Annotated in this window: 24 protein-coding genes and 1 other RNA gene; 19 read left to right on the top strand and 6 right to left on the bottom strand. The window is 65.3% G+C overall.

Annotated elements, in window-relative coordinates:
• Window positions 1-26 precede the first annotated feature (26 nt).
• Window positions 27-1,205 carry an acetyl-CoA C-acetyltransferase gene (locus ACLD02_RS10945; RefSeq protein WP_203102215.1) on the top strand — a complete coding sequence of 393 codons (1,179 nt, stop codon included), beginning with the start codon at window positions 27-29 and terminating at the stop codon, window positions 1,203-1,205.
• On the opposite strand, the gene ACLD02_RS10940 is transcribed toward ACLD02_RS10945, so the two are convergent.
• Entirely contained in the window at window positions 1,202-1,783 is a 582-nt protein-coding gene (locus ACLD02_RS10940) for a hypothetical protein (protein WP_203102217.1), read from the bottom strand. The genes ACLD02_RS10945 and ACLD02_RS10940 overlap by 4 nt on opposite strands.
• A 285-nt stretch (window positions 1,784-2,068) precedes the next feature.
• Here ACLD02_RS10940 and pyrC point away from each other — a divergent pair, with 285 nt between their 5' ends.
• The 5 genes from pyrC to ACLD02_RS10915 are packed head-to-tail and all read left to right on the top strand — an operon-like array spanning window position 2,069 to window position 7,222.
• The gene (gene pyrC / locus ACLD02_RS10935; protein WP_203102219.1) at window positions 2,069-3,109 is read left to right on the top strand and encodes a dihydroorotase; all 1,041 of its coding nucleotides are present in this window, start codon (window positions 2,069-2,071) and stop codon (window positions 3,107-3,109) included.
• A complete protein-coding gene (locus ACLD02_RS10930) occupies window positions 3,109-4,191 on the top strand; it encodes a CobW family GTP-binding protein (protein ID WP_410298699.1) in 1,083 nt (360 codons plus the stop codon). Before pyrC ends, ACLD02_RS10930 begins: the two co-directional genes overlap by 1 nt.
• Before the next feature lie 5 nt (window positions 4,192-4,196).
• Window positions 4,197-4,703, top strand: a complete 507-nt coding sequence (locus ACLD02_RS10925) for a DUF2796 domain-containing protein (protein ID WP_410298698.1) — start codon at window positions 4,197-4,199, stop codon at window positions 4,701-4,703.
• Between the two features lies 1 nt (window position 4,704).
• Window positions 4,705-5,034, top strand: coding sequence for a DMT family transporter (locus ACLD02_RS10920; protein WP_203102225.1), 330 nt, complete (start codon window positions 4,705-4,707; stop codon window positions 5,032-5,034).
• Window positions 5,035-5,065: 31 nt separating this feature from the next.
• Complete coding sequence (locus ACLD02_RS10915; RefSeq protein WP_203102227.1) at window positions 5,066-7,222, top strand: acetyl-CoA hydrolase/transferase family protein; 2,157 nt, start codon at window positions 5,066-5,068, stop codon at window positions 7,220-7,222.
• 63 nt (window positions 7,223-7,285) lie between these two features.
• Here ACLD02_RS10915 and ACLD02_RS10910 read toward each other — a convergent pair whose 3' ends face one another.
• The 5 genes from ACLD02_RS10910 to ACLD02_RS10890 all read right to left on the bottom strand — a co-directional run bounded on the left by ACLD02_RS10910 (window position 7,286) and on the right by ACLD02_RS10890 (window position 11,302).
• Window positions 7,286-8,146, bottom strand: coding sequence for a pirin family protein (locus ACLD02_RS10910; protein ID WP_238400898.1), 861 nt, complete (start codon window positions 8,144-8,146; stop codon window positions 7,286-7,288).
• A 52-nt stretch (window positions 8,147-8,198) separates the two neighbouring features.
• A complete protein-coding gene (locus ACLD02_RS10905) occupies window positions 8,199-8,723 on the bottom strand; it encodes a DUF4282 domain-containing protein (RefSeq protein ID WP_203102229.1) in 525 nt (174 codons plus the stop codon).
• Window positions 8,717-9,757, bottom strand: a complete 1,041-nt coding sequence (locus ACLD02_RS10900) for a DUF2804 domain-containing protein (protein ID WP_410298697.1) — start codon at window positions 9,755-9,757, stop codon at window positions 8,717-8,719. The genes ACLD02_RS10905 and ACLD02_RS10900 overlap by 7 nt, the downstream gene beginning before the upstream one ends.
• Before the next feature lie 122 nt (window positions 9,758-9,879).
• Window positions 9,880-10,428 carry a helix-turn-helix transcriptional regulator gene (locus tag ACLD02_RS10895; RefSeq protein ID WP_203102233.1) on the bottom strand — a complete coding sequence of 183 codons (549 nt, stop codon included), beginning with the start codon at window positions 10,426-10,428 and terminating at the stop codon, window positions 9,880-9,882.
• Window positions 10,429-10,624: 196 nt separating this feature from the next.
• Window positions 10,625-11,302, bottom strand: coding sequence for a hypothetical protein (locus ACLD02_RS10890; protein WP_203102235.1), 678 nt, complete (start codon window positions 11,300-11,302; stop codon window positions 10,625-10,627).
• A 154-nt stretch (window positions 11,303-11,456) separates the two neighbouring features.
• On the opposite strand from ACLD02_RS10890, the gene ACLD02_RS10885 reads away from it, so the two are divergent.
• The 13 genes from ACLD02_RS10885 to glf all read left to right on the top strand — a co-directional run bounded on the left by ACLD02_RS10885 (window position 11,457) and on the right by glf (window position 23,467).
• Window positions 11,457-11,933 (top strand): YbjN domain-containing protein, encoded by a 477-nt coding sequence (locus ACLD02_RS10885; protein WP_410298696.1) that lies wholly within the window; start codon window positions 11,457-11,459, stop codon window positions 11,931-11,933.
• A 79-nt stretch (window positions 11,934-12,012) separates the two neighbouring features.
• Window positions 12,013-12,609, top strand: coding sequence for a 2OG-Fe(II) oxygenase (locus ACLD02_RS10880; protein WP_338015178.1), 597 nt, complete (start codon window positions 12,013-12,015; stop codon window positions 12,607-12,609).
• Between the two features lie 151 nt (window positions 12,610-12,760).
• A complete protein-coding gene (locus tag ACLD02_RS10875; RefSeq protein ID WP_203102239.1) occupies window positions 12,761-13,210 on the top strand; it encodes an Hsp20 family protein in 450 nt (149 codons plus the stop codon).
• Window positions 13,211-13,306: 96 nt separating this feature from the next.
• Window positions 13,307-13,403: signal recognition particle sRNA small type (gene ffs, locus ACLD02_RS10870), an RNA gene on the top strand.
• Between the two features lie 109 nt (window positions 13,404-13,512).
• A complete protein-coding gene (gene dnaX, locus ACLD02_RS10865) occupies window positions 13,513-15,489 on the top strand; it encodes a DNA polymerase III subunit gamma/tau (protein ID WP_410298695.1) in 1,977 nt (658 codons plus the stop codon).
• A 19-nt stretch (window positions 15,490-15,508) separates the two neighbouring features.
• Complete coding sequence (locus tag ACLD02_RS10860; RefSeq protein ID WP_203102243.1) at window positions 15,509-15,826, top strand: YbaB/EbfC family nucleoid-associated protein; 318 nt, start codon at window positions 15,509-15,511, stop codon at window positions 15,824-15,826.
• Window positions 15,823-16,419 (top strand): recombination mediator RecR, encoded by a 597-nt coding sequence (gene recR / locus ACLD02_RS10855; RefSeq protein WP_203102245.1) that lies wholly within the window; start codon window positions 15,823-15,825, stop codon window positions 16,417-16,419. Before ACLD02_RS10860 ends, recR begins: the two co-directional genes overlap by 4 nt.
• A gap of 61 nt (window positions 16,420-16,480) precedes the next feature.
• Window positions 16,481-17,494 (top strand): UDP-glucose 4-epimerase GalE, encoded by a 1,014-nt coding sequence (gene galE / locus ACLD02_RS10850; RefSeq protein ID WP_410298694.1) that lies wholly within the window; start codon window positions 16,481-16,483, stop codon window positions 17,492-17,494.
• A gap of 154 nt (window positions 17,495-17,648) precedes the next feature.
• Window positions 17,649-19,136, top strand: a complete 1,488-nt coding sequence (locus ACLD02_RS10845) for an ABC transporter permease (protein ID WP_203102250.1) — start codon at window positions 17,649-17,651, stop codon at window positions 19,134-19,136.
• Entirely contained in the window at window positions 19,133-19,783 is a 651-nt protein-coding gene (locus ACLD02_RS10840; protein WP_203102252.1) for an ABC transporter ATP-binding protein, read from the top strand. The genes ACLD02_RS10845 and ACLD02_RS10840 overlap by 4 nt, the downstream gene beginning before the upstream one ends.
• Window positions 19,784-19,790: 7 nt before the next feature.
• On the top strand, window positions 19,791-20,783 hold the full coding sequence (locus tag ACLD02_RS10835) for a hypothetical protein (protein WP_410298693.1): 993 nt from the start codon (window positions 19,791-19,793) through the stop codon (window positions 20,781-20,783).
• A 9-nt stretch (window positions 20,784-20,792) separates the two neighbouring features.
• A complete protein-coding gene (locus ACLD02_RS10830; protein WP_203102256.1) occupies window positions 20,793-22,325 on the top strand; it encodes a glycosyltransferase in 1,533 nt (510 codons plus the stop codon).
• Window positions 22,322-23,467: a UDP-galactopyranose mutase gene (gene glf / locus ACLD02_RS10825; RefSeq protein WP_203102266.1), complete on the top strand. Its 1,146-nt coding sequence runs from the start codon at window positions 22,322-22,324 to the stop codon at window positions 23,465-23,467. The genes ACLD02_RS10830 and glf overlap by 4 nt, the downstream gene beginning before the upstream one ends.
• Window positions 23,468-23,487 lie beyond the last annotated feature (20 nt).

The raw sequence follows: 23,487 nt of genomic DNA, 5'->3' as shown, positions 1-23,487 counted from the left end.
TTGTCGTTTGAACGAGGGAGAATCGCATGCAAGACGTGGTCATTGTCGCCGCTACCCGTACCGCCATCGGCCGCTTTCAGGGTGGTCTGGCGGATCAGCCCGCCACCCGGCTGGGTGAAATCGTGGTGCGCCGGCTGCTGGCGGACACCGGCCTGGAGCCGTCCGCGGTCAGCGAGGTGATCCTGGGCCAGGTGCTCACCGCCGGCGCCGGCCAGAACCCCGCGCGCCAGACCAGCATTCAGGCCGGTCTGCCCCAGGAAGTACCGGCCCTGACCATCAACAAGGTGTGCGGTTCCGGCCTCAAGGCGGTGCACCTGGGCAGCCAGGCGATCCGCTGCGGCGAAGCCGAGGTGGTGATCGCCGGCGGCCAGGAGAGCATGAGCCTGGCGCCCTATGTGCTGCCCAAGGCGCGCACCGGCCTGCGCATGGGTCACGCCAGCCTGGTGGATTCCATGATCCAGGACGGTCTGTGGGACGCCTTCAACGACTACCACATGGGCATCACCGCCGAGAACCTGGTGGAGAAATATGGCCTCACCCGGGAGCAGCAGGACGAATTCTCCGCCGCCTCCCATCGCAAGGCCGCCGCGGCCATCGAGTCCGGCCGCTTCAAGGATGAAATCACCCCGGTGGAAGTGCCCCAGCGCAAGGGCGAGCCGAAAATCGTCGACACCGACGAACAGCCCCGCGCCGACACCACCGCCGAGTCCCTGGGCGGCCTGCGTCCGGCCTTCAAGAAGGACGGTTCGGTGACCGCCGGCAACGCCTCCGCGCTCAACGATGGCGCCGCCGTGGTGATGCTGATGAGTGAAGCCCGCGCCAAGCAACTGGGTCTGCCGATCCTGGCGCGGCTGGCTGGCCAGGCCAGTGCCGGTGTCGACCCGGCGATCATGGGCATTGGCCCGGTGTCCGCCACCCGCCGCTGCCTGGAGCGCGCTGGCTGGAGCCTGGACCAGGTGGATCTGATCGAAGCCAACGAAGCCTTCGCCGCGCAATCCCTGGCGGTGGGCAAGGAACTGGAGTGGGACCCGGCCAAGGTCAACGTCAACGGCGGTGCCATCGCCCTGGGTCACCCGATCGGTGCCTCCGGCTGTCGGGTGCTGGTGACCCTGCTGCACGAAATGCAGCGCCGGGATGTGAAAAAGGGCCTGGCCACCCTGTGCATTGGTGGCGGTCAGGGCGTGGCCTTGGCGGTGGAACGCTAGCCGTTTACGTAAACCGCCAGGCGGTCGCGGATCGCCCGGCGGATGCCGTTGATCTCCATGGCCGAGATGTCGCTCAGTCGCTCCGGTAGCAGCCGGTGCAGATGCAGGCTGGGGTTGTCCTTGTCGAAGGCGCGCAGATCGCCCTTGGTGATCACCGGCAGGAACGGCCGTTCCCCGGTTTCCTGACGCAGCAGGGCGCGCAGGCCGGTGGCCAGCGGCACCCGCCGCATGGTACGACCGGTCTTGCCGCGCAGCGGAATCAGCATATGCAGGCCGCTGCCGCCGGCCAGTTCGCCGGGGATGATGGTGATACCGGTGGGGCGCGCGCCGTCCTCCGGCAGCCCGTTGAAGGTGTCGTGGTAGGCGTAGGGATTGGGCAGAATGATCAATGACCGGTCCTGGCCTTCCGGCACGGCGATCTCATAGTTGGTGTACAGCTGGCCCACCGGACCGCTGAACACGCACAGGGTATCCTGGAACTGCCGCACGAAGCGGATCGCGCGCCGGTGATTCTCGAAGTGATCCAGCTGCCAGACCAGGTGTCCCGGCGTGGAAGGTTGTTCCGCGGTGCGCCCCATTGCTCCCCCTTGCACACGGCCTCAAACATGCCAAGCCGTGTAATGCCATCGACTGGTTCAGATTATCATAGGAATTTCCGAGGCTTACTCATCGCCGGCTCACGGTTTGATCGCGTTTCCCTCGATCGGAACCCGGGGCTGGAAAAGCCGGCGGAAAGCGTAGGCGCCGCCGCCACCGACTTCAAAAGCAACCGCCGAAAGGGTGCGCCCGGTCGCACGGCAACTGTGGAGCGCCGGGAATTTTGCGTATCATGAGCATCCCCTCCGGCCCACAGGACATCCGCCATGACCGATACCCTGACCATCACCCGACCCGACGACTGGCACCTGCATTTCCGGGACGGCGAGATGCTGGCGGAAACGGTGCCCGCCACCGCCCGGGTTTTCCGCCGTGCCATCGTCATGCCGAATTTGACGCCGCCGGTAACCAGCGTGGCCCAGGCCGAGGCCTACCGGGAGCGCATCCTGGCGCGTATTCCGGCCGGCAGCGGCTTCGAGCCGCTGATGGTGTTGTACCTTACCGATGCCACGCCGGTGGAAGAGGTGGCGCGCGCCGCGCAAAGTGATTTCGTGCACGCCTTCAAACTGTACCCCGCCGGCGCCACCACCAACTCCGACAGCGGCGTCACCGATCCGGGCCGCATCGGCCACCTCTACGAAGCCATGGAAAAGCACGACGTGCCCTTGCTGGTGCACGGCGAGGTGACCGAGCCGGAAATCGATATCTTTGATCGCGAGCGGGTGTTCATCGACCGGTATCTGGCCGATATCCGCGAGCGCTTTCCAACGCTGCGCATCGTGTTCGAGCACGTCACCACCGGTGAGGCGGTGGATTTCGTGCGCGAGTCCGGCGAGTTCAGCGCCGCCACCGTCACTCCGCAACATTTGCTGATGAACCGCAACGATCTGCTGGTCGGCGGGGTGCGACCGCACAACTACTGCCTGCCGGTGCTGAAACGACGTACCCATCAGGAGCGTATCCAGCGTGCCGTGTTGGACGGCCACCCACGCTTTTTCCTGGGCACCGATTCCGCGCCCCATGCCCGCGACAAAAAGGAAGCCGCCTGCGGCTGCGCGGGCTGCTACTCGGCGCGGGCGGCGCTGCCGTTGTACGCCAGTTTCCTGGACCGTTACGGCGCTCTGGACAAGCTGGAAGGATTTGCCAGCCACTTTGGCGCCGACTTCTATCGGCTGCCGCGCAACACCGACACCGTGACCCTGGAGCGCCGCGACTGGTCCGTGCCGGACACGGTCACCGCCGGCGGCGAGGCGATGGTGCCGTTCATGGCCGGCCAGGCGTTGCCCTGGGCCATGCGGGAGGCTTGATGACGGCGGCAGGCGGAATGAGCGCGCCCACGCCCCTGGTGGTGCTGACCGGTTTCCTGGGCAGTGGCAAAACCACGCTGCTCAATCGCTGGCTCGGCGAGCGCGGTGACCTGGCGGTGATCATCAACGAGCTGGGCGACATCGGCATTGATCAGGATCTCGCCCGCAAGGTGGGCGCGCCGGTGAGTCTGCTGGCCGGTGGCTGTGTGTGCTGCGCGGTGCAGGGCACTCTGCGCACCACCCTGCGCAACCTTTACATGGCCCGGGCCGCCGGTGATCTGCCGGCCTTCTCGCTGGTGCTGCTGGAAACCACCGGGGCCGCCGATCCGTTTGGCGTGGTGTCGGTGCTGGAGCAGGACCCCTGGCTGCGCAAGCGTTTCTCGCTGCGCTCCATCCTCACCACCGTGGACGCGGTGGCCGGCGAGGCGGCCCTGGCACGGTATCCGGAAGCCCTGGAGCAGGTCACCGCCGCCGACCGCTTGCTGCTCACCAAGGTCGACCGGGTGGACGGCGCCGCCCGCCAGGCGCTGGCCGAGGCTCTGGCGCGCCTCAATCCGGACGCCGATGTGGTCGATGCCGCCGCCGTTGACGCCACCGTGCTGGACCGGGATTTTCCCCGTCGCTGTCGCATCACCGGCGTGCTGGCGCCGCTGTCCGGGGTGATGTCGGCGTCCATTTCGCCGATGGCGCCTTCCACCACCCCGGCCGGTCGCGGGCACGCCCTGCAGCCCGCCGGGCTGCGCTGGCGCGGGCGCATCGCCTATGAGCAATTGCAGGCGGCGCTGGCGGCCCTGCGCGCCGCCGCCGGCGATGATCTGGTGCGGCTCAAGGGGCTGGTGGCGATCGAAAAACTGGATGGCCCCTTGCTGATCCAGGGGGTCGGGGCGCAGCCTCTGGAGATGACGCCGCTGCCGGCGTGGCCCGGTGGCGATGAGGACAGCCGGCTGGTGGTGATCACCGCCGGCGACGACCCGGCGGTGCCGCGAAAGCTGCTGGCGGACTGGGGCCGCCGTCTGGATATGGGCAGCTTGGATATGGAGAGCGCCACGGATTCCCCTGTTATGGACGAGGATGGAGGGTAACGAGCATGGTGAAATCCCTACTGGCCGCTCTGCTGGTACTGGCGAGCGCCGCGGGCGCCGCTGACGGGGCCGGCGCCGAACCGGTCGCCGGCAGCCTGGAGATCGCGCTCAAGGGCCATGCCCTGGTGGCGCGGCTGTCTCTGCCCGCCGGGCAGGTGGTGGGCTTCGAGCATGCCCCCGGCACCGATGAGGAAAGGATGGCGGTGCGCGACGCTCTGGGTCGCCTTAGCGAAGCCCGCAACGTGCTTGAGCCGGCCCCGGAGGCGCTCTGTTCGGTGACGCGCCAGAACGCGGGTTCCAGCCTGTCGCCGCCGGTTTCCACGCCACCGGCGCGGTTCACCGGCCGTTACGCCTGGCGCTGCCAGCAGCCGGACGCGCTGTTGGCTCTGGACGTGCCGCTGCTGGAGTTCATCAACGGCGTGCCCCTGGACATTCTGCTGCTGACCCCGTCCGGTGAACGGGCCTGGACCCTGAAAGCACCGGACACCCGCATTCCGGTCTTGGAGGACTGATATGGGGTATTGGTATCTGGCGGTGGCCATCCTCAGCGAGGTGGTGGGCACCTCCGCGCTCAATGCTTCCCACGGCTTCACTCGTCTCTGGCCCTCGGCGGTGACCGTGGTCGGCTATTGCCTGGCCTTCTATTTTTTGTCGCTGACTTTGCGTACCGTGCCCATGGGGATTGCCTACGCCGTGTGGGCCGGCAGCGGTATCGTGCTGATCGCCCTGGTGGGGGTTTTATTTTTCAAACAAATACCCGACGCGCCGGCGGTGTTGGGTATGCTCCTCATCGTGATCGGCGTGATTCTGGTCAGCGCCGTCTCCGGTACCGGGGGGCACTGACGCCCAGGACCAATACAACAAGGAGCCCGACGTGCCCGAGCAACTGGACGATGCTTTCAAGGCCGCTGACCGCGTGATCGAACTCACCGGTGGCGATATCCGCCTCGGCTTGCCGTTGGGGCTGGGCAAGCCCAACCGTCTGGTCAACGCCCTCTACCAGCGCGCCCAGGCCGACGCCTCGATCCGGCTGGATATCTACACCGCGCTGTCCCTGGGCCGGCCCGCCGCCGGCAGCGATCTGGAGCGCCGTTTCCTGGAGCCCTTCGCCGACCGGGTGTTCGGTGACTACGAGGAACTGGATTACCTGCACGCGCTGCGCAAGGATGACCTGCCGGACAACGTGCGCGTGTTTGAATTTTTTTTCCAGCCCGGCAGCCTGCTGAACAGCGAGAGCGCCCAGCGCCGCTATATCAGTGTCAACTACACTCACGCCGCCCGTGACATCAACGCCCGTGGCGTCAATGTGGTGGCGCAGATGCTGGCGGTGGAGGGGGAAGGCAAGACGCGCCGCTACAGTTACGCCTGCAACCCGGAGGTGACCCTGGAGCTGCTGCCCATGCTCAAGGCCCGCCGTGACGCCGGCGAGACCATTGTCGCCGTGGGCCAGGTGCACCACGACCTGCCGTTCATGGGCAACGACGCCGAGCTGGGTCCCTGGTACGACGAAATGGACATCGTCATTGACGACGCCAAGGCCCAGACCCGGCTGTTCAGCACCCCCAACATGCCGGTGAACCTGCAGGATCACTTTGTCGGCCTGCACGCCAGCGCCCTGGTGCGCGATGGTGGCACGCTGCAGATCGGCATTGGCGCCCTGGGTGATGCGCTGGTGCATCACCTCCGCCGCCGGGAGCGCTACAACCAGGACTACCGCCGGCTGCTGGATGCCCTGGCGCTGCCCGAGACGCACCGCGAGCTGATCGGCCGCGAAGGCGGCGAGCGGCCCTTCGAACTGGGGCTCTACGGCTGCAGCGAGATGATGACCCACGGTCTGCTGCGGCTGATCGACGACGGCATCATCCGCCGCCCGGTGTACGACTGGAAAGCGCTGCAGGCGGAGTGCCTCAAGCACGCCAACTGCGTGCCCGGCCTGGAGCTCATCGACGGCCTGCGCCGCCGGCGCGGCATTCTCTCCCCATTGCCGCCGGAACACCTCAAGCGGCTCACCGATTTCGGCGTGCTGCGTTACGGCCTCACCGTGGAAGGCAATCGCCTGCGACTGCCCAACGATGACAGCGTGCCCAACGATCTGGATCATCCGGACACCCGCGAAGCCCTGGAAACCTGGCGCGGCGACAGCCTCAACGGCGGGATCATCATGCACGGCGGTTTCTTCCTGGGGCCGGCGGCGTTTTACCAGCGTCTGCGCGAGCTGGACGCGGACACCCGGGGCAAGATCAACATGACCCGGGTGAACCAGATCAACGACCTCTACGGTGGCGAGGAACTGCGCATCCTGCAGCGCCGCGACGCCCGCTTCGTCAACACCGCCTTCACCGTCACCCTGCTGGGGGCGGCGGTGTCCGATCAACTTGACGACGGGCGCGTGCTCAGCGGCGTGGGTGGCCAGTACAACTTCGTCAGCCAGGCCCACGAGCTGCCCGGCGCGCGCTCCATTCTGATGACCCGGGCCTGGCGTCAGCGTGGCGGCGAGGCCGCCTCCAACGTCTTGTTTTCCTACGCCCACAACACCATTCCCCGGCACCTGCGCGACATCGTCATCACCGAGTACGGCATCGCCGACCTGCGCGGCAAGACCGATGAAGAGGTGGTCATGGCCATGCTCAACGTGGCCGACAGCCGCTTTCAGGTGGAACTCATGGAACAGGCCTGGCAAGCCGGCAAGCTGCGTCGCGACTACCGCATCCCGGAGCGCTTTCGACACAATAACCCGGAATTTCTGCGCCGCCTCAAGGCCGACGCCGGCGCCGATGCCTTTCCGGATTTTCCCCTCGGCACGGATTTCGACACCACCGAACAGCGGCTGCTGAAGGGGCTCACCTGGCTGAAGGAAACGGTGAGCCAGAAGGACTATCTGAAGCTCGCCCGGGAAGCGTTGCTGCACGAGCACGACGCCGACGCCCACGCCGACGAACTCAAGCGCATGGGGTTGCACGAGCCGGATGGCTTGCGCGAACGCCTTTACCAGCGGTTGCTGCTGACCGCGCTGGACGCCAATCGCGGCTGAAGCCGCTCCTGCGGCGGCTTTAGAATGCGCTAGGAGCGGCCGGGCTTTAGCCGCGATCGGCGGTCACTCCCCTGGCAACGGAATCCACTCGGTCTCGCCGGGGATATCGTCGAACCGGCGCGCCCGCCAATCCTCCTTGGCCTGCTCGATGCGCTCCGCTCTGGACGACACGAAATTCCAGTAAATATGGCGAGGGTGGGGCAGCGGCGCGCCGCCGAACAGCATCAGCCGGGCCGGGCCGTCGAAGGTTTCCAGAAGCCAGCTGCGGTCGCTGTCCAGGGTGGCCACGTGGTGGGTGGGCAGCGGCAGATCGCCGGCCCGGGGCGTGCCCTCCGCCACGTACAGGGCCCGTTCATGGTCGCTGGCCGGTAGCGGCAGGGACGCGCCTTCCTCCAGCAGAATATCCACGTACAGGGTGGGCGAGGGCACTGGCACCGGTGATTCCAGGCCGAAGGCCCGGCCCAGCAGCACCCGGGCGGTCACGCCCCGGTCCTGGTATACGGGCAGCGCCTTGGCCGGATGGTGGCTGAAGCAGGGCGCGTCCTCCTCCTGGTCCACCGGCAGCGCCAGCCAGGTCTGGATGCCCTCCACCGCCGCGCCATTGGCGCGGGTGTCCTCGGGAATCCGCTCCGAATGGGCGATGCCCCGGCCCGCCGTCATCAGATTGATGGCGCCGGGCTCGATGCGCTGCTCCGTACCGAGGCTGTCGCGGTGCATCATCGAGCCGGAGAACAGATAGGTCACCGTGGCCAGGCCGATGTGCGGGTGCGGTCGTACATCGCCCTCGCGGCTGGCGGCGGGAAACACATGGGGACCCATGTGATCGAAGAAAATAAACGGGCCCACGCGCTGCCGCCCGGCGGCGGGCAAAAGCCGGCGCACCGGGAAACCGATATCGCGGGTATGGGGTTTGAGCACATCCATGATGGCGACTCCATGCGGGGAGAGGCCTTCAGCATACACCCGCCGGAGGCGGTCAGGATGTGTGCGAGTCGTCCTCTGGAGCCGCGCGCCCGCCACGCCGGCGGGTGCCGGCCAGCACCCGCCAGAATGGAATGCGGCGGGTCACCGACACCATCTCATCCACGGAATCACCAATGCCGGACAGCCGGTCCACGGTGTCGCGCAGCCCCACCAACTGGTCCACATGCTCGGAGATTTTGAACACCACCATGTAGAACTCCAGCAGCGCACGCAGCAGGGTGGCGGAAAACAGAAACAGCAGCGGCCCGCCGATGAACAGGAAGAACAGACCCCGCCAGGTGGAGGCCACGAACGCTTCGAAACACAGGTACAGCAAGCCCAGGCCGATGGCGGTGAGCGCCACCCCGTACACCCCCGGGATGACCTGGATGATCATGTACTTATCGAAGCGGAAGTTGAACAGCTCGCGCCAGTATTCCAGGGCCCAGAACAGGCCGCGCCGCAGCCGCTCGTTGACCGGCTCCGACGCCGGCGGCGTATCCGGATCACCGTCCGGCTGTTTTTGCTCGTCTACCATTTCGCGTATTGCTCCTCGACGAAACCGTGCAGGCCGCGCACGGCCAGCGGCGCCCCGTCGGCGGGCCGCAACTCGCCATCGAAACGCCCGAACAGTTGATGAAAGTTGCTGGCGAACAGTCCCAGGTTGAGCCGTTCGCGATGACGCCCCAGGGGCGTGAAGGTCAGATCCACCCGACCGCAGCGGCTCACCACCCGCCACGGGGCCTGGAGATCATCGCGCCGATAATCGAACCGGGTGCCCTCCACCTTGATCAATTCGCCGTCCAGCCACAAACAGTTTTCGCTGACACTGGTCTCGTTGACCCCGCAGGACAGATTCAGGCCCACCCGGTGGCCCTCCAGCCGGCCGGACAGGCAGGCCCAGTTCCAGAACGTTTCCCTGCGCATGTAACCCGCGGAAAAATCATGGTGGCCACCGGCGCCGGGCAGGGCGCCCAGGTCCCGCTCGCCATCCTGGTCGCGCAGGGTGCCGGTCACGTCCACCCCGGCCACTTTGTTGGCGTAGGTCCAGCCGTTCACTCCAGTGCGCGTGCACAGCGACATGGGCCGGTAACCCACCGGCTCGGTTAGCGCCGTGCTCAGTTCCAGGTCGTTCAAGGACACCGTCAGGCTCTTGCGCCGTTCACCGTCGTCATTCTGTTCGTAACCCAGCCGGATCGACACGCCGCCTTGCTGGAAACGGCTCTCGCCCTGCAGGGGCGAATCGCTCATGGTCAGTGCCCGCCCCAGCGGCGAGCGCCAGGTATGCTCGCGCAACCGGCCACTGGCCGGCTCGAACACATAGAAAAACGCCAGCCCCAGGTAAGCGGTGTCCGCCAGGGCGCAGCCAATCAGCATCTCGTCGCTGACCAGCCCGAAATACTGGAACTGCTTGTAATGGAAACGACGCGCCCGTCGCGACGCCGGCGATCCCATGGGGCGCCGGTAATCGTGATCGCGGCCGTTGACGCGGGCCACGGTATCCGGAAACAGGCCCAGGCGGACCTGGCCATCCGGAGCGATCAGTTGAGAGGGTTGATCATCGAAGTGCATGCGGTGGGTCCCGATCCCCGGTGATTGTTCAAACGCCAACATAGCCAGGGCCCCCCGGAGGAGCAAGCGGGGCAAGGATCATGTCGGACAAGGACGCCCCGGCGCGCACGCCGGGGCCGGGGTCACGGGGTGGCGCTGCTCACGGACAGGTCTTCCAGGGTGCGGCGTACTTCTTCCGCCCATTGCAACCAGGCCCGTTGGTCGAGGATGCCGCGCCGCACGGTGAGATAGTTGAAGAGGTTGTCCTCCAGGCCCTCGTCGTCGAGACGCTTGGCCAGTGCCTCGAAGGTGGCGAGCCGTTCCCGTCTCTGTTTGGCCAGTTGCTCCAGTTCAGAGAGCAGGCTCTGGGTATCCGCCAGTTGCCCGCCGGCCACCTTCACCATGAAGGCATCGCGGATGCGCGCCGGGCCCGCCGGCTTCTTTAGCCATCGGATCAGTTCCTCGCGGCCCTCGTCGGTGAGTTGGTAAAGCTTTTTGTCCGGTTTCCCTTCCTGGGGAACATGGCGGTAGCTGACCATGTTCTGTTCATTGAGTTTTCCCAACTCCAGATAAATCTGTTGATGGGTGGCGTTCCAGACCAGGCCAATGCTGTTGGCGAATTCCCTTGCGAGGTCATAGCCGCTCGCTTCCTGGTCTTGCAGTAGGACAAGAATGGCATGGCGCAATGACACGGCGGGCTCCTCGTTCGTTCGTTATCGTCATTCTGTTTTGATAGTAGAGAGCCGCCGAAGCGCTGCGCAATCCGTTGTATAAGCACTTTTGTAAAAACTTAGTGACGTTCGTTCCGTTCCCGGTACGAGCGTAAGTATTTGTTATCAGGGTGTTTTCTTGAGTGACCGAAAAGGCGGTGGTCACCGCCGGCGATCGTCAGTGACGCACCTGCATACCCAGGTAGTAAAGCGCTGATTGGGTCAACTGTTCGTCACTAAGATTTGGAATCACCTTGTTGATAACGCCGTAGCTGGCCTTGCGGGTGGTGTCCACGCCCACCGAAGCCACCCGGCGCAGGATCGGGCCGAAGCCGAGCAGGTCGATGGGTTTATTGAAATACCAGTGCAGAGCCTGGTCGGTAATGCCGCGCAGGTAATGGACCATGTCCTCGCGGGCCCCCTCGAAATGGCCTTCCTCGGTGCGTTGCGCCAGCCGCCGCCCGCGCTCGGCCAGGCCCGGCTCGACCGGGAAGGCCACGTACCAGAAGGCGTGCCGTGGCCCGGGGAAACGGATGCTGTCCATGTAGTCCGCGGCGGCGCGATTCTGGTTCAGATCCATTTTGCGCGCGCTGCGACCGATCACCAGGCGGGTCGCCTTGGAGATGGTGTCCGCCGCCAGCCGTACCAGGCGTTGCTGGGTGGTGCTCAGGCCGGAGTAGGACGCCGGGGTCAGGAAGAAGGCGTCCAACGATTCCTGAATGAAGGTGGTCATGATGTCTTCCACCACCTTCGGTTCCGGCGCGCGAGCCCCATGGCGCATGCGTTCGATGAAGCCGTCGGTGAGTTGGTGGAGGCGGGCGCTGCTGCGGAAGGCGATATAGGTTTTTGTTGTCATGAACGGAAAATCCCTGAAAGGTAAACAGCTTGTATCGCGGGCAATGATAACCACCGTCGTGGCGGCGGGCGCAAGCGCCGCTTTTTTCCGATGCGGGCCTTTCCTTTGTGGCGGGAATGCCGGATCATGCGCCCCCGGATAAAGGAGTGAGCCGATGCTGACGGTGGTCACGCCGGACGCGGAACAAGTCACGCGCTGGCTGGAACAGGCCAACATTCAATACTACATCTGCGATCAGTGCCATGGTCTGCACCTGTCCGAGCTGCAAGGCCGGGAAGGGGTGCTGGACGCCCGCCTGTTCGTGGAGGAAGACGGCGTGTTGCTGTCCACGGAACTGGAGCTGCGGCCCGCGGCGATCTTCGTGGCGCAGGCTGATCTGTCCCGGCTCAACGTGGATTACCCCTCCCTGAAAGTGTTCCTGGACGTCAACGACGATGCCATGCCGCGCATGGTGGCCTGCGACCTGCTGTTCGGTCGCCAGGGCGTCACCTTCGACCAGTTCATCTACTTCGTGCAGGCGACGCTGGACGCCACCGTGCAGTTGCTGGAAGATTGCCAGCAGGCGGACTGGCTGATCTGGCCGGACCCGGACGAGGAAGACGGCCCCGCGGAGCCCGGCGCCCTGCACTGAGGACACGACCCTGAACAATCCTGCCGATTGGATCGGCGGCCCCGGCGGCGATCGTTGCCAGCGGCTGATCGATGATCTGGTGGCGCGCCACTATGCGGTGGCGCCGGACTATTTCCCCGCCCATCTGGTGCGCGCCCTGCGCCGCGAGGCATTGCTGCGCCACCGCCGTGGCGAATTCCAGGAAGCCGGCATCGGTCGTGGCCAGGAGCAGCACCGCAATACCCGCGTACGCCGGGACCGCACCCGCTGGCTGGATGGCTCCACCCTGGCCCAGTGTCACCTGCTCGATGAAATGGAGCAGCTGCGGCTGTCCGTGAACCGGGCCCTGTTCCTGGGGCTGTTCGACCTGGAAGCCCACTTCGCCGTCTATGACCCCGGCGCCTTCTACCGCCGCCACCTGGACGCCTTCAACGGCAACAATGGCCGTGTGCTCTCGGCGGTGCTGTATCTGAATGACCAGTGGCGCGACGACGACGGTGGCCGCCTGCGCCTGTGGGCGCGGCCGGATGCGGTGACGCCGGCCATGGAGGTGACGCCCCGGGCCGGTACCCTGGTGTGCTTTCTCAGCGAGCACATTCCCCACGAGGTGATGGAAGCAAGCCGCCAGCGGCTCAGCATCGCCGGCTGGTTCCGCTGCAACAACAGCACCACCCTGGCCGCCGACCCGGCCCGCTGATCGCGGGCCGCGTCAAAAAAGCCCTTGAAATCCGTTCCCCGACCCCTAAATAAGAAAGCGTGACAGCTTTAGCCGGCTAACCCGTCACGACACTGACTTTGTCCTTTCGGTCGCCTTCGGGGACCGTTCGAGATGGATTGGAGGTAACGTGATGAACACCTTGGCCCCCCTGTTCCGACATTCCGTGGGGTTTGACCGCTTCGACGACTGGTTGGAAAGCGTGCTGCGCTCCGATCAGTCCAATGGCTACCCGCCCTACGACATCATCCGCGAGGAAGACGGCACCTACCGCGTGATCATGGCGGTGGCCGGTTTCTCCCGCGATGAGCTGGACATCACCGTCCAGGAGAACCTGCTGCGCATCACCGGTAAGCCCCGCGATGGCGAGGACCCGAACCGGACCTGGTTGCACCGCGGCATCGCCCGCCGTGCTTTCGAGCGCAGCTTCCGCCTGGCCGACCATGTGCAGGTGGAAGGCGCCCGCTTCGAGGACGGCCTGCTGGTGGTGGCCCTGACCCGGGTCGTGCCCGAGTCCGCCAAGCCCCGCCAGGTACCGATCAACGGCGGTGGCGACACCCTGGACGGGCAATCCGCCGAATAAATCGGCGCCCGGCGCGCCGGCCCGGCCCGGGTGCTTGCAAAGCCCCGGGCCTTTGGCCACAATGCGCGCTCGCTGAAAGGCGAGCGATGGCCGACCCGCCGGTCCCCCCGCAACGACAGACTGTGAACCCCGCCAGGCCCGGAAGGGAGCAACGGTAGCAGTGGACTCGTGTGCCGGGGTGCGGCTGGCGGGAAGGCCTCCATTCCTTCCCCCCGCTTTCCCCGATTCGCTGTCTAAAACGCTCCGGATTCGCTAGCATACGGGTTTTCCTGAAGCCCCGAATGCCGTCCGGCTGGAGAGCGATGAGTTACCAGGTTCTAGCCCGCAAGTACCGCCCGCGCACCTTCGATGAACTGGTGGGCCAGGAGCACGTCTCCCGGGCGCTGACCCATGCCCTGGACCAGGACCGCCTGCACCACGCCTACCTGTTCACCGGTACCCGAGGCGTGGGCAAGACCACCATCGCGAGGATTCTGTCGCGCTGCCTCAATTGCGAGGAGGGCGTCAGCAGCCAGCCCTGCGGCGTGTGCCCCACCTGCCAGGAAATCAACGAAGGCCGCTTCGTGGACCTGATCGAGGTGGACGCCGCCAGCCGCACCAAGGTGGAGGACACTCGCGAGCTGCTGGAGAACGTGCAGTACGCGCCCACCCGGGGCCGCTACAAGGTGTACCTGATCGACGAGGTGCACATGCTCTCGGCCCATTCCTTCAACGCCTTGCTGAAGACGCTGGAGGAGCCGCCGCCCCATGTGAAATTCCTGCTCGCCACCACCGATCCGCAGAAGATGCCGGTGACGATCCTGTCGCGCTGCCTGCAGTTCAGCCTCAAGGCGCTGCCGGCGGAGCTGATCGCCGGGCATCTCAAGACGCTGCTGGAACGGGAGATGATCCGTTTCGAGGAGCCGGCGCTGTTGGCCCTGGGCCGTGCCGCCCAGGGTTCCATGCGCGACGCCCTCAGCCTCACCGACCAGGCCATCGCCTTCGGCGGCGAGCAGCTCACGGAGCAGGCGGTGGCGGCCATGCTCGGCACCGTCGACCGTGGCCATGTGCGTACCCTGCTGCAGGCCCTGGGCGGCGGCGAGGCGGCCGGCGTGCTGCGTGCCCTGGCCGGCATCGCCGAGCACGCGCCGGATGAGCTGGCGCTGCTCGACGAGGTGGTGGCGGCACTGCACGAACTGGCGGTGATCCAGGCGCTGGGCGGCGAAGGCGCCGACGCGGACATGGTGGCGCTGGCCGCCGTGTTCCAGGCGGAACAGATTCAGCTGTATTACGACGTGGCGCTGCGGGGGCGCCGGGATGTCCAGGAGGCGCCGGATGCCCGCGCCGCCCTGGAGATGATCCTGTTGCGCATGGTGCTGTTTTCTCCGCGCGGCGTCCTGCCTGGCGGGGAGGCCCGGGCCCCGGCAAAAAAGCCTGAGCCGGCGCCCGCCGCCGGTGCCACCGGCGACGTCCCCTCCACCATGAACACCCCGGTCGGGGACGTGGCGGCCAGCACGCCCACCGCCACCCCCGGTGACCTGCGCGCGCTGCTCGGCGACGACCGGGCGCCCCGGCGCCAGGCCGCCGCCGAACCTCCGGCGCGGCCCGCCCCGGCCAGCCCGGCGCCGGCCCCGTCCTCCGGTGACGGTGACGGTGACGGTAACGACGCGCCGCCCTGGAACGAGGAGCCGCCACCCTGGGACGAAGCACCTCCGGCCATGACGGATGGCGCGCCGCCGGCGCCCCCGGCGGACACGCCGCCCCGGGCTCCGGCGAGTTCCCAGGCTCCGGCGCCTGACAGGGCTCCAGTGCCTGACAGGAGCGCGGCCCGGACCGAGGCCCAAGCGCCGGCCCCGGCCCCGGCCAAGGCCCAGGAACCGCCGCTGCCGCTGGCCGAGCCCGAATCCGACCGGGACGTGGGCTCCTGGTGGGCGGCCCTGGTGGAGCGCCTGCCCCTGGAGGGCACGGTACGCAACCTGGCCCGCAACGCGGTGCTGGCCCAGCGTCAGGACGACCAGTGGACCCTCAAGCTGGCCACCGGCCACCAGGTGCTGGTCAACCAGGATCGCACCCAGGAACTGGCCGGCGCCTTGAGCGATTATTTCCAGCGCCGCATCCGGCTCAGCCTGGAATTCGAGGCGGACGCCGGCGACACCCCGGAGGCCCTGGACCAGGAGCGGCGGCGGCAACGTCTGGCGGAGGCCCGCCAGGCGCTGCTCGACGACGGCACCGTCAAGACCCTGATGGAACGCTTCAATGCCCGGCTGGATGAAGCCAGCATCCGTCCCCGGGAAGACTGAACCGACAACCGAGGTTGCCATGGATTTCGACATGAACAACCTCCTGCAGCAGGCCCAGGCCATGCAGGAGAAGATGAAAAAGGCCCAGGAAGACGCCGCCAATGCCGAGGTCACCGGCGAAGCCGGGGCCGGCCTGGTCAAGGTGGTCATGAACGGTCGCCACGACGTCAAGAGCGTGGCCATCGATGACAGCCTGATGAGCGAGGACAAGGACATGCTCGAGGATCTGCTCGCCGCCGCGGTCAATGACGCCGTGCGTCGCGTGGAGCGCCAGCAGCAGGAATCCATGAAGGGCATGGCTGAAGGCTTTCCGTTCCCGCCGGGCTTCAAGCCGTGAAGCATCCGCCCCTGGTGGAAACGCTGATCGAGGCCTTTACCTGCCTGCCCGGGGTGGGGCCCCGATCCGCTCAGCGCATGGCCTATACCCTGCTGGAAAGGGGCCGCGACGATGGCCGCGCCCTGGCCGCCGCGCTCTCCGGGGCCATGGACGGCGTGCGCCAGTGCAAGCGCTGCCGCAACTACGCCGAGGACGAGCTGTGCCCGATCTGCCAGGACCCGCGCCGTGATGCCGGGCTGGTGTGCATCGTCGCGTCGCCGGCGGATGTGCTGGCGGTGGAACAATCCGGCGAGTACCGGGGCCATTATTTCGTGCTCATGGGCCAGCTTTCACCGCTGGACGGCATCGGCCCCCGCGAACTGGGGCTGGACGTGCTTGAAGCGCGCCTCAACGAAGGGCAGATTCAGGAACTGATCCTGGCCACAGGCACCACCGTGGAAGGTGAGGCCACCGCCCATTACGTGCTCGATCTGGCCCGGGAGGCCGGCGTCAATGTGTCGCGCATCGCCCAGGGCGTGCCCATGGGCGGGGACCTGGAATTCGTCGACGGCGCCACCCTGGCCCAGGCCCTGCGCGGCCGCCGACCGTTCTGATGGACTCGGGATGCAGGATGCATCCTGAAGCGCGCCTCGCCAGGGGCGCAAAGGAGGAGTGATGAAAACGATTCTGGTCACCGGCGGAGCCGGTTACATCGGCTCGCACACGGTGCTGCGGCTGCTCGAGGATGGCCACCCGGTGGTGGTGCTCGACAATCTTTCCAACGGCAGCCGTGAAGCGGTGCGCCGGGTGGAAGCGATCACCGGCCGCCAGGCCGTGTTCGTGGAAGGGGATATTCGCGACGGGGCGCTGCTGGACCGCCTCTTCGACGAGCACGACGTGGGCGCGGTGATTCACTTCGCGGGCCTCAAGGCGGTGGGCGAATCGGTGGCCCAGCCGCTGCGCTACTACGACTGCAATGTGGGCGGCTCCCTGCGGTTGTTCGAGGCGATGGAGCGCGCCGGCGTGCGCACCCTGGTATTCAGTTCCTCGGCCACGGTCTACGGTGACCCGGCCACGGTGCCGATCCGCGAGGACTTCCCGCTCAGCGCCACCAACCCCTACGGCGCCACCAAGCTGCACATCGAGGACATGCTGCGCGACCTGCACGTCGCCGACCCATCCTGGCGCATTGCCTTGCTGCGCTACTTCAACCCGGTGGGTGCCCACGAAAGCGGCCGCATCGGCGAGGACCCCAGCGACATCCCCAACAACCTGATGCCCTACGTGGCCCAGGTGGCGGTGGGCAAGCGCGAGCAACTGAGCGTCTTCGGCGGCGATTATCCGACCCCGGATGGCACCGGCGTGCGCGATTACATCCACGTCATGGACCTGGCCCAGGGCCACCTGGCGGCCATGGATGCTCTGTTCGAACGGGGCGGGCTGATCACCACCAACCTGGGCACCGGTCGGGGCTACAGCGTGCTGGAAATGGTCCAGGCGTTCGCCCGCGCCAGCGGGCGTGAAGTGCCTTACCGCATCGTCGAGCGCCGCCCCGGCGACGTGGCGGTGTGCTACGCCGACCCGGCCCACGCGGAGAAGGTTCTGGGCTGGCGGGCCCGCCGTGGCATCGACGAAATGTGCGCCGATCACTGGCGCTGGCAGGAGCGAAATCCGGACGGGTACCGCTAACGCCCATTACCCGTACGGACGCCATCATGGCGTGAAAAAGTCGTAAAAAATTCAAAAATCCCCCTGATCCGGGGGTGTTTTACCGACTGTGTCTCGGTTCCGGTACCACTCGGTGTGGCACCTTCTGCCCGACCCGTTTTGGACCGGATGCAGTATGGCGCCACGCCAGATTCAACCCTTCGAGCCGTTGCCCGCGCAGGATGACCGGCTTGCCCCGCAGGACGCTTTTCAGTGGGCCCGGGATGCCATGGCGGCGCGGCAGTGGGAAACCGCCGCGCGCCGCTGGGCCACTCTGCGCGCCGTTTACCCCGATCAGCCCCCGGTATGGATCCAGGCGGCGGTGGCCTATAAGCAACTGGGCCGCCATGATGCCGCCGCCGGCTTCCTCGCCGAGGCCCGCCGCCGTTTCCCGTCGCACCCGGGTGGCTGGGTGCAGGGCGCCAACGTCGCTCTCGCCCGGGGCGACCACGGCGAAGCCGCGCGCCTGCTCGCCGAGGCCCGCTGTCGCTTCCCGGACGACCCGCCGGTATGGCTGCGCAGCGCCGGGCTTGCCCTGGCCGACGGCGACCCGGATGCCGCCCTGGTGTACAACCGCCACGTCCGGGAAGCCTTTCCGGACGACCCCGGCGGCCCGATTCAGTACGCGGAACTGGCCATGGAAGCCGGCGACTGGGAGGAAGCTCTGGCCCGCTGGGCCCTGGTGCGCGAACGCTTCCCGGACCTGCCCGCCGGCTATCGCCGCGCCGCCGACGCGCAGGACCGGCTCGGTCGGCCCCGCGAAGCCCGACGCCTGCGCCTGGCCGAGGAGTATGGTGCGGACTGGCTGGCCGAGACGGACCAGGACCCGCCGTCACCGGTGGCTCCGCCCCAACGCCGGAATGGCCGTAACTTCTTGGATCTGGTGCTCACCAAGGCGCGCCTGAATCTGAAGTCGGAAGCCAACCGCAACCACCTGCGCTACCTATGGTGGGTACTCGACCCGCTGCTCTACATGGCGGTGTTCTATGTGGTGTTCGGCATGCTCCTGCACCGTGGCGGGGAAGGCTTCGTCGCCTATCTGCTCACCGGCCTGGTGCCGTTCCAGTGGTTCGCCAAGACCGTGCAGCACGCCTCCAACACCATCGTCGAAGGCCGTGGCCTGATGAACCAGGTGCGGGTCTCGCCACTGTTCTTCCCTCTGGTGGCGGTGGCGCAGAACGCCGGCAAGCAAAGCCTGGTGTTTCTGATGCTGGCGGTGTTCCTGATTTTCTACGGCCTGCCGCCCACTCCCCACTGGTTGGCACTGGCGCCGGTGGTGGCGCTACAGCTTCTACTCATGGTGGTGGTGGGCTGCGCCCTGGCGATGCTGATTCCCTTCGTGCGCGACCTGCTCAACCTGGTGCCCACCGGCCTGCAGTTCCTGCTGTTCTGCAGTGGCGTGTTCTACACCCTGGACACCATTCCCGAACGCTGGCGGGACCTGTTCCTCGCCAACCCCATGGCCAACCTGCTGCATCAGTACCGGCGCATTCTGCTCGAACACCAGTGGCCGGACTGGGGCCAACTCGGCTGGCTGGCGCTGGCCTCGCTGTTCGGTCTGGCGTTGGTGCTGCTCGCCTATCGGCGCCTTGAAGGGGTGTTTCCCCGGGTGGTGGTGGAATGAGCAGCATCGCGGATGCTTCGCCGGTGATCTCGGTACGAGACCTGGGTGTTCGCTATAAGCGTTCGGGTAGTCTGTTCCGGCCTGCTCGCTACTATCAGGTATTCGAGGGCATCAGCTTCGAACTCTACCGTGGTGAGACCCTGGGAATAGTCGGTCATAACGGGGCCGGCAAGTCGACGCTGTTGCGGGCGCTGGCGGGAATCATTCAGCCGGATAGCGGTACCGTCATCAATCACGGTGTAACGGTGTCCCTGTTGGCTCTGCAAGCGGGGTTCGATGGAGAGCTTCCGGGTACCGACAATGCCGTGCTCAGTGCCATGTTGCTTGGCTATACCCGCCGTCAGGCTCGCGAGCGCTTACCCGGCATCGCGGAATTCGCCGAGCTTGGCGAGTTCATGCATGAACCGGTCAAGACCTATTCCTCTGGCATGCGTGCCCGGCTCGGTTTTTCCGTGGCCATGCATTTGACTCCGGACGTACTGCTGCTCGATGAGGTGCTCGCCGTGGGTGATAAGCACTTCAGAAAGAAAGCGGAACGGGAAATGCTCAAAAAGATGCATTCCGACCAGACCATCGTGTTCGTTTCTCATTCCGAACAACAGGTCCAGCGTTTGTGTGACCGCGTCTTCGATTTCGACCGACTATGAGGTCCTCATGAAACGTATTATTTTGCACGTCGGCACCCACAAGACCGGCAGTTCCACGATTCAGGAAACCCTCTTCCGGCAACGTCACCGATTGACGGAGGCGGGCCTGCATTACCTGTCCATTGGCGCCAACCATTGGGATCTGTATTCGGCGTTCATGGATGAACCATGGGAGTGGTTCGAGAACCGTCGCCGGGGCCTTGATCGAGCTCAGGTGGATGCCCGCAATCGCCACACCCTGGACGTGGTGCGCGCGGAGATCGAGAACACCCCATGCCCGTGGGTAATGATCTCGGCGGAGCATCTTTCAATGCTGCCGTCCCACGCTATCGAGGCGCTTCGTGATTGGCTGGCGCCCCTTGGCGAAGTCCAGGTGGTGTACTTCGTACGCCAGATTGAATCCTGGATCGCTTCCGATTCCCAGCAATGCGCGAAGGTGGGCATTCGTGCGCGACCCACACCGTATACGGTGGCGATTCAACGTCTGTTCGATTTTCCCGTGGCATGGCTGGAGGCTTTCGGTAAGCGCCGCGTCAGCCTGGTGCGTTTCGAGGACGCTCTACAAACCGGCCTGACCGATACTCTGTTGGCGCTAGCCGGTCTACCAGGACTGGCCGCACTCGGTATGGAGGAAATGCGGTTCAACGAATCCATCTCTGCTGAGGCGGTGGAATGTTTCTATTGTCTTAATCGGATCGCGCCGGTGGGAAAGGCGGGGCGCAACGAACATCTTGTTGGGCTGTTGATGTCCATGCCCGGGAGTAAGTACCGGGCGGCCGCTTTGTCTCAGGCGGAGGTGGAGGATCACAACCGAAAGATGAACCGGTTGCGGGCACGTTACCACCTGGATCTCTATCCCGCGCTGCATTACCGCGGTGAGGACGACGGGCGAGCCCCTTTTTCCGAGGACGCCCTCTATTACCTGGTCAACACCCTCAACGACACCATGAACCGTCTGGAAGCTTTGGAGAGCCAAGTTTCCGAACGGGTCGGTCCCTGAAGGAAAGCCATGCGAATTCTTTACTACAACTGGGTTGATTACCTGGACCCCGAAAAACGCGGCGGTGGCGTCAGTGTTTATCAGAAGAATCTGATTCACTCCCTGGCCGGAGGCGATGGACAGGACGTTAGTTTTATCGCTTCCGGAATTGCCTATGACCTTAGCCACAAGGCGCCTCATGTTCGCGAGATCAAGGCCGATGGTCCGGTGCGTAGGTTCGAGCTGGTCAATTCCGAGGTGCTTTCGCCAGGCCACCTGAGCTTCCATAGCGAAGCGTCGGTGCAGGCGCCGGCCACCACCGCCGCTTTCCGTGATTTCCTGGATCGGGAAGGTCCCTTCGACGTGATTCACTTCAATAACCTGGAGGGGTTGCCCGCCGAGGTTCTGGCGCTAAAACGTCATTATCCGAACACTCGCTTTATTTATTCGCTGCATAACTATTTCGCGGTGTGCCCACAGGTGAATCTTTGGTTCCAGGAGCGCGAGAACTGCACCGACTACGATGGCGGACGTAAATGCGCCACTTGCCTGATGTTTGAACCAAACAGTGGCGGTGCTCGTAAGGCCAATGCTCTGGCCTCGATGCTGAAACGCTTGGGTATCATGCCAGGGACACGCCTGTTTAATCTGGCGTTTCGTTACGCGCCAGGCGTATACCGTCTCGGCAAGCGGCTTCTGGCCAGGATCAAGGGAGAGCGGGACGCGGACACCAGCGCGGATAACGGTAGTGGCCTGATCCGGCTGGTACCGGAATCGCCGCCACGCAGTGCCTATTTTGCTCACCGACGGGAGCGGTTCTGCCAGTACATCAATGAGTACTGTGACCAGGTACTGGCGGTATCGGAACGGGTAAAGGAAGTAGCGGCCCGCTTCGGCATTGACGAAAGGTTGATCACCACGTCCTACATCGGCACCCGCGTGGCCGAGGAATATCAGGCACCGGATACGGAGGCGCTTGCCCGCCGGCTGGCGGGACGTGATCACATCAGCCTGGGCTACCTGGGCTATATGCGTCGCGACAAAGGTTTCTATTTTCTGCTTGAAGCGCTTGAGGCGTTTCCCGCGGAACTGGCCGCCCGGGTAAAACTGGTGATCGCCGCCCGGTTCGCGGACCCGGCTGCCTGGCAGAGGCTCAATTTGCTCGCCGAGAAGTTCAAGTCAATCGACTACGCCGACGGTTACAACCATGACACCCTTGACGATTTGTACGAAAGGATCGACCTGGCGGTGGTACCGGTGCTGTGGGAAGACAACCTTCCACAAGTGGCGATCGAGGCGCTCTGCCATCAGGTTCCGGTGTTGGCAAGCAACCTGGGTGGGGCCCAGGAGCTGGGTGGCAAGAATCCCGATTTCGTTTTTCGCGCCGGCGATGCCGATGCATTCATTAACCGGGTGACTCGTTTCGTCGAGCATCCGGGCCGTCTCGTGGATTTCTGGGGTCATGCATCAGCGCCGGTGACCATGGATGAGCACCTGGATCAATTACGAGCCCTGTACGCCGGGCGTGAGACGGTGTCGACCGCACAAAGGGAGGCAGTATGAATATCTTGATGGTGGGCGCGGGCTTTTCCTGCGCGGTAATCGGTCGGGAACTGGCCAAGGCGGGCCATTCCGTGACCCTGGTGGAGCAGCGCGATCATATCGCGGGTAACTGCCACACCGAACGGGACCCGGAAACCGGGGTCATGGTGCACGTCTACGGGCCGCATATTTTTCACACCGATGATCAGGAAGTGTGGGATTACGTGCGCCACTTTTCCACGTTCATGCCCTATGTAAACCGGGTCAAGAGCACGGTGGGCGGGCGGGTCTATCTGCTGCCGATCAACCTGCACACCATCAATCAGTTCTTCGGTACCAGCCTGCGGCCGGAAGAAGCCCGGGAATTCATCGAGTCCCAGGCGGCCACCGACATTGAGCGACCGGCGACCTTCGAGGAACAGGGTATGCGTTTCGTCGGCCCGGATCTGTACAAGGCGTTTTTTCACGGCTACACCAAGAAGCAGTGGGGCTGCGATCCGTCGGAGCTGCCGGCCAGCATCCTTAAACGGTTGCCGGTGCGGTTCAACTACAACGACAACTATTTCTTCCATCGCTTCCAAGGCATGCCGGAGCACGGCTATACGCCACTGGTGGAGGGCATCCTGGATCATCCGCGCCTGCGAGTGCATCTGAACACCGCCTTTGATCCGGCCATGGCGCGGGATTACGACCATGTGTTCTATTCCGGGCCCCTGGACGGTTACTTCGGTTACAGCGAGGGACGCCTGGGGTATCGCACCCTGGATTTCGAGCGCTTTACCCATGACGGCGATTATCAGGGCTGCGCGGTGATGAACTACGGCGACGAGTCGGTGCCGTACACGCGCATCACCGAGCACAAGCATTTCTCCCCGTGGGAAGAGCACCGCGCCAGTGTCTGCTACCGGGAATACAGTCGCGCCTGCGGGCCGGACGACATTCCCTATTATCCGATCCGGCTGGTCAACGAGAAGGCGATGCTGTCGCGCTACGTGGACAAGGCGGAACACGCCGAGGGCGTGACCTTCGTCGGTCGCCTGGGTACCTACCGCTACCTGGACATGGATGTGACCATCCGCGAAGCCCTGGACACAGCGCGCGCCTTCCTGGACCGCCAGGCGCGCGGGGAACCTCAGCCGGCTTTCTTTACCCGGCCACTGTGAACCCGAGAGGTTCGTCCCCC

It is taken from the genome of Alloalcanivorax sp. C16-2, assembly GCF_046507615.1.
Classification (GTDB): Bacteria; Pseudomonadota; Gammaproteobacteria; order Pseudomonadales; family Alcanivoracaceae; genus Alloalcanivorax; species Alloalcanivorax marinus_A.
Note: the sequence above shows the minus strand (reverse complement) of the source record. Positions and strands in the feature narration are given on the sequence as shown.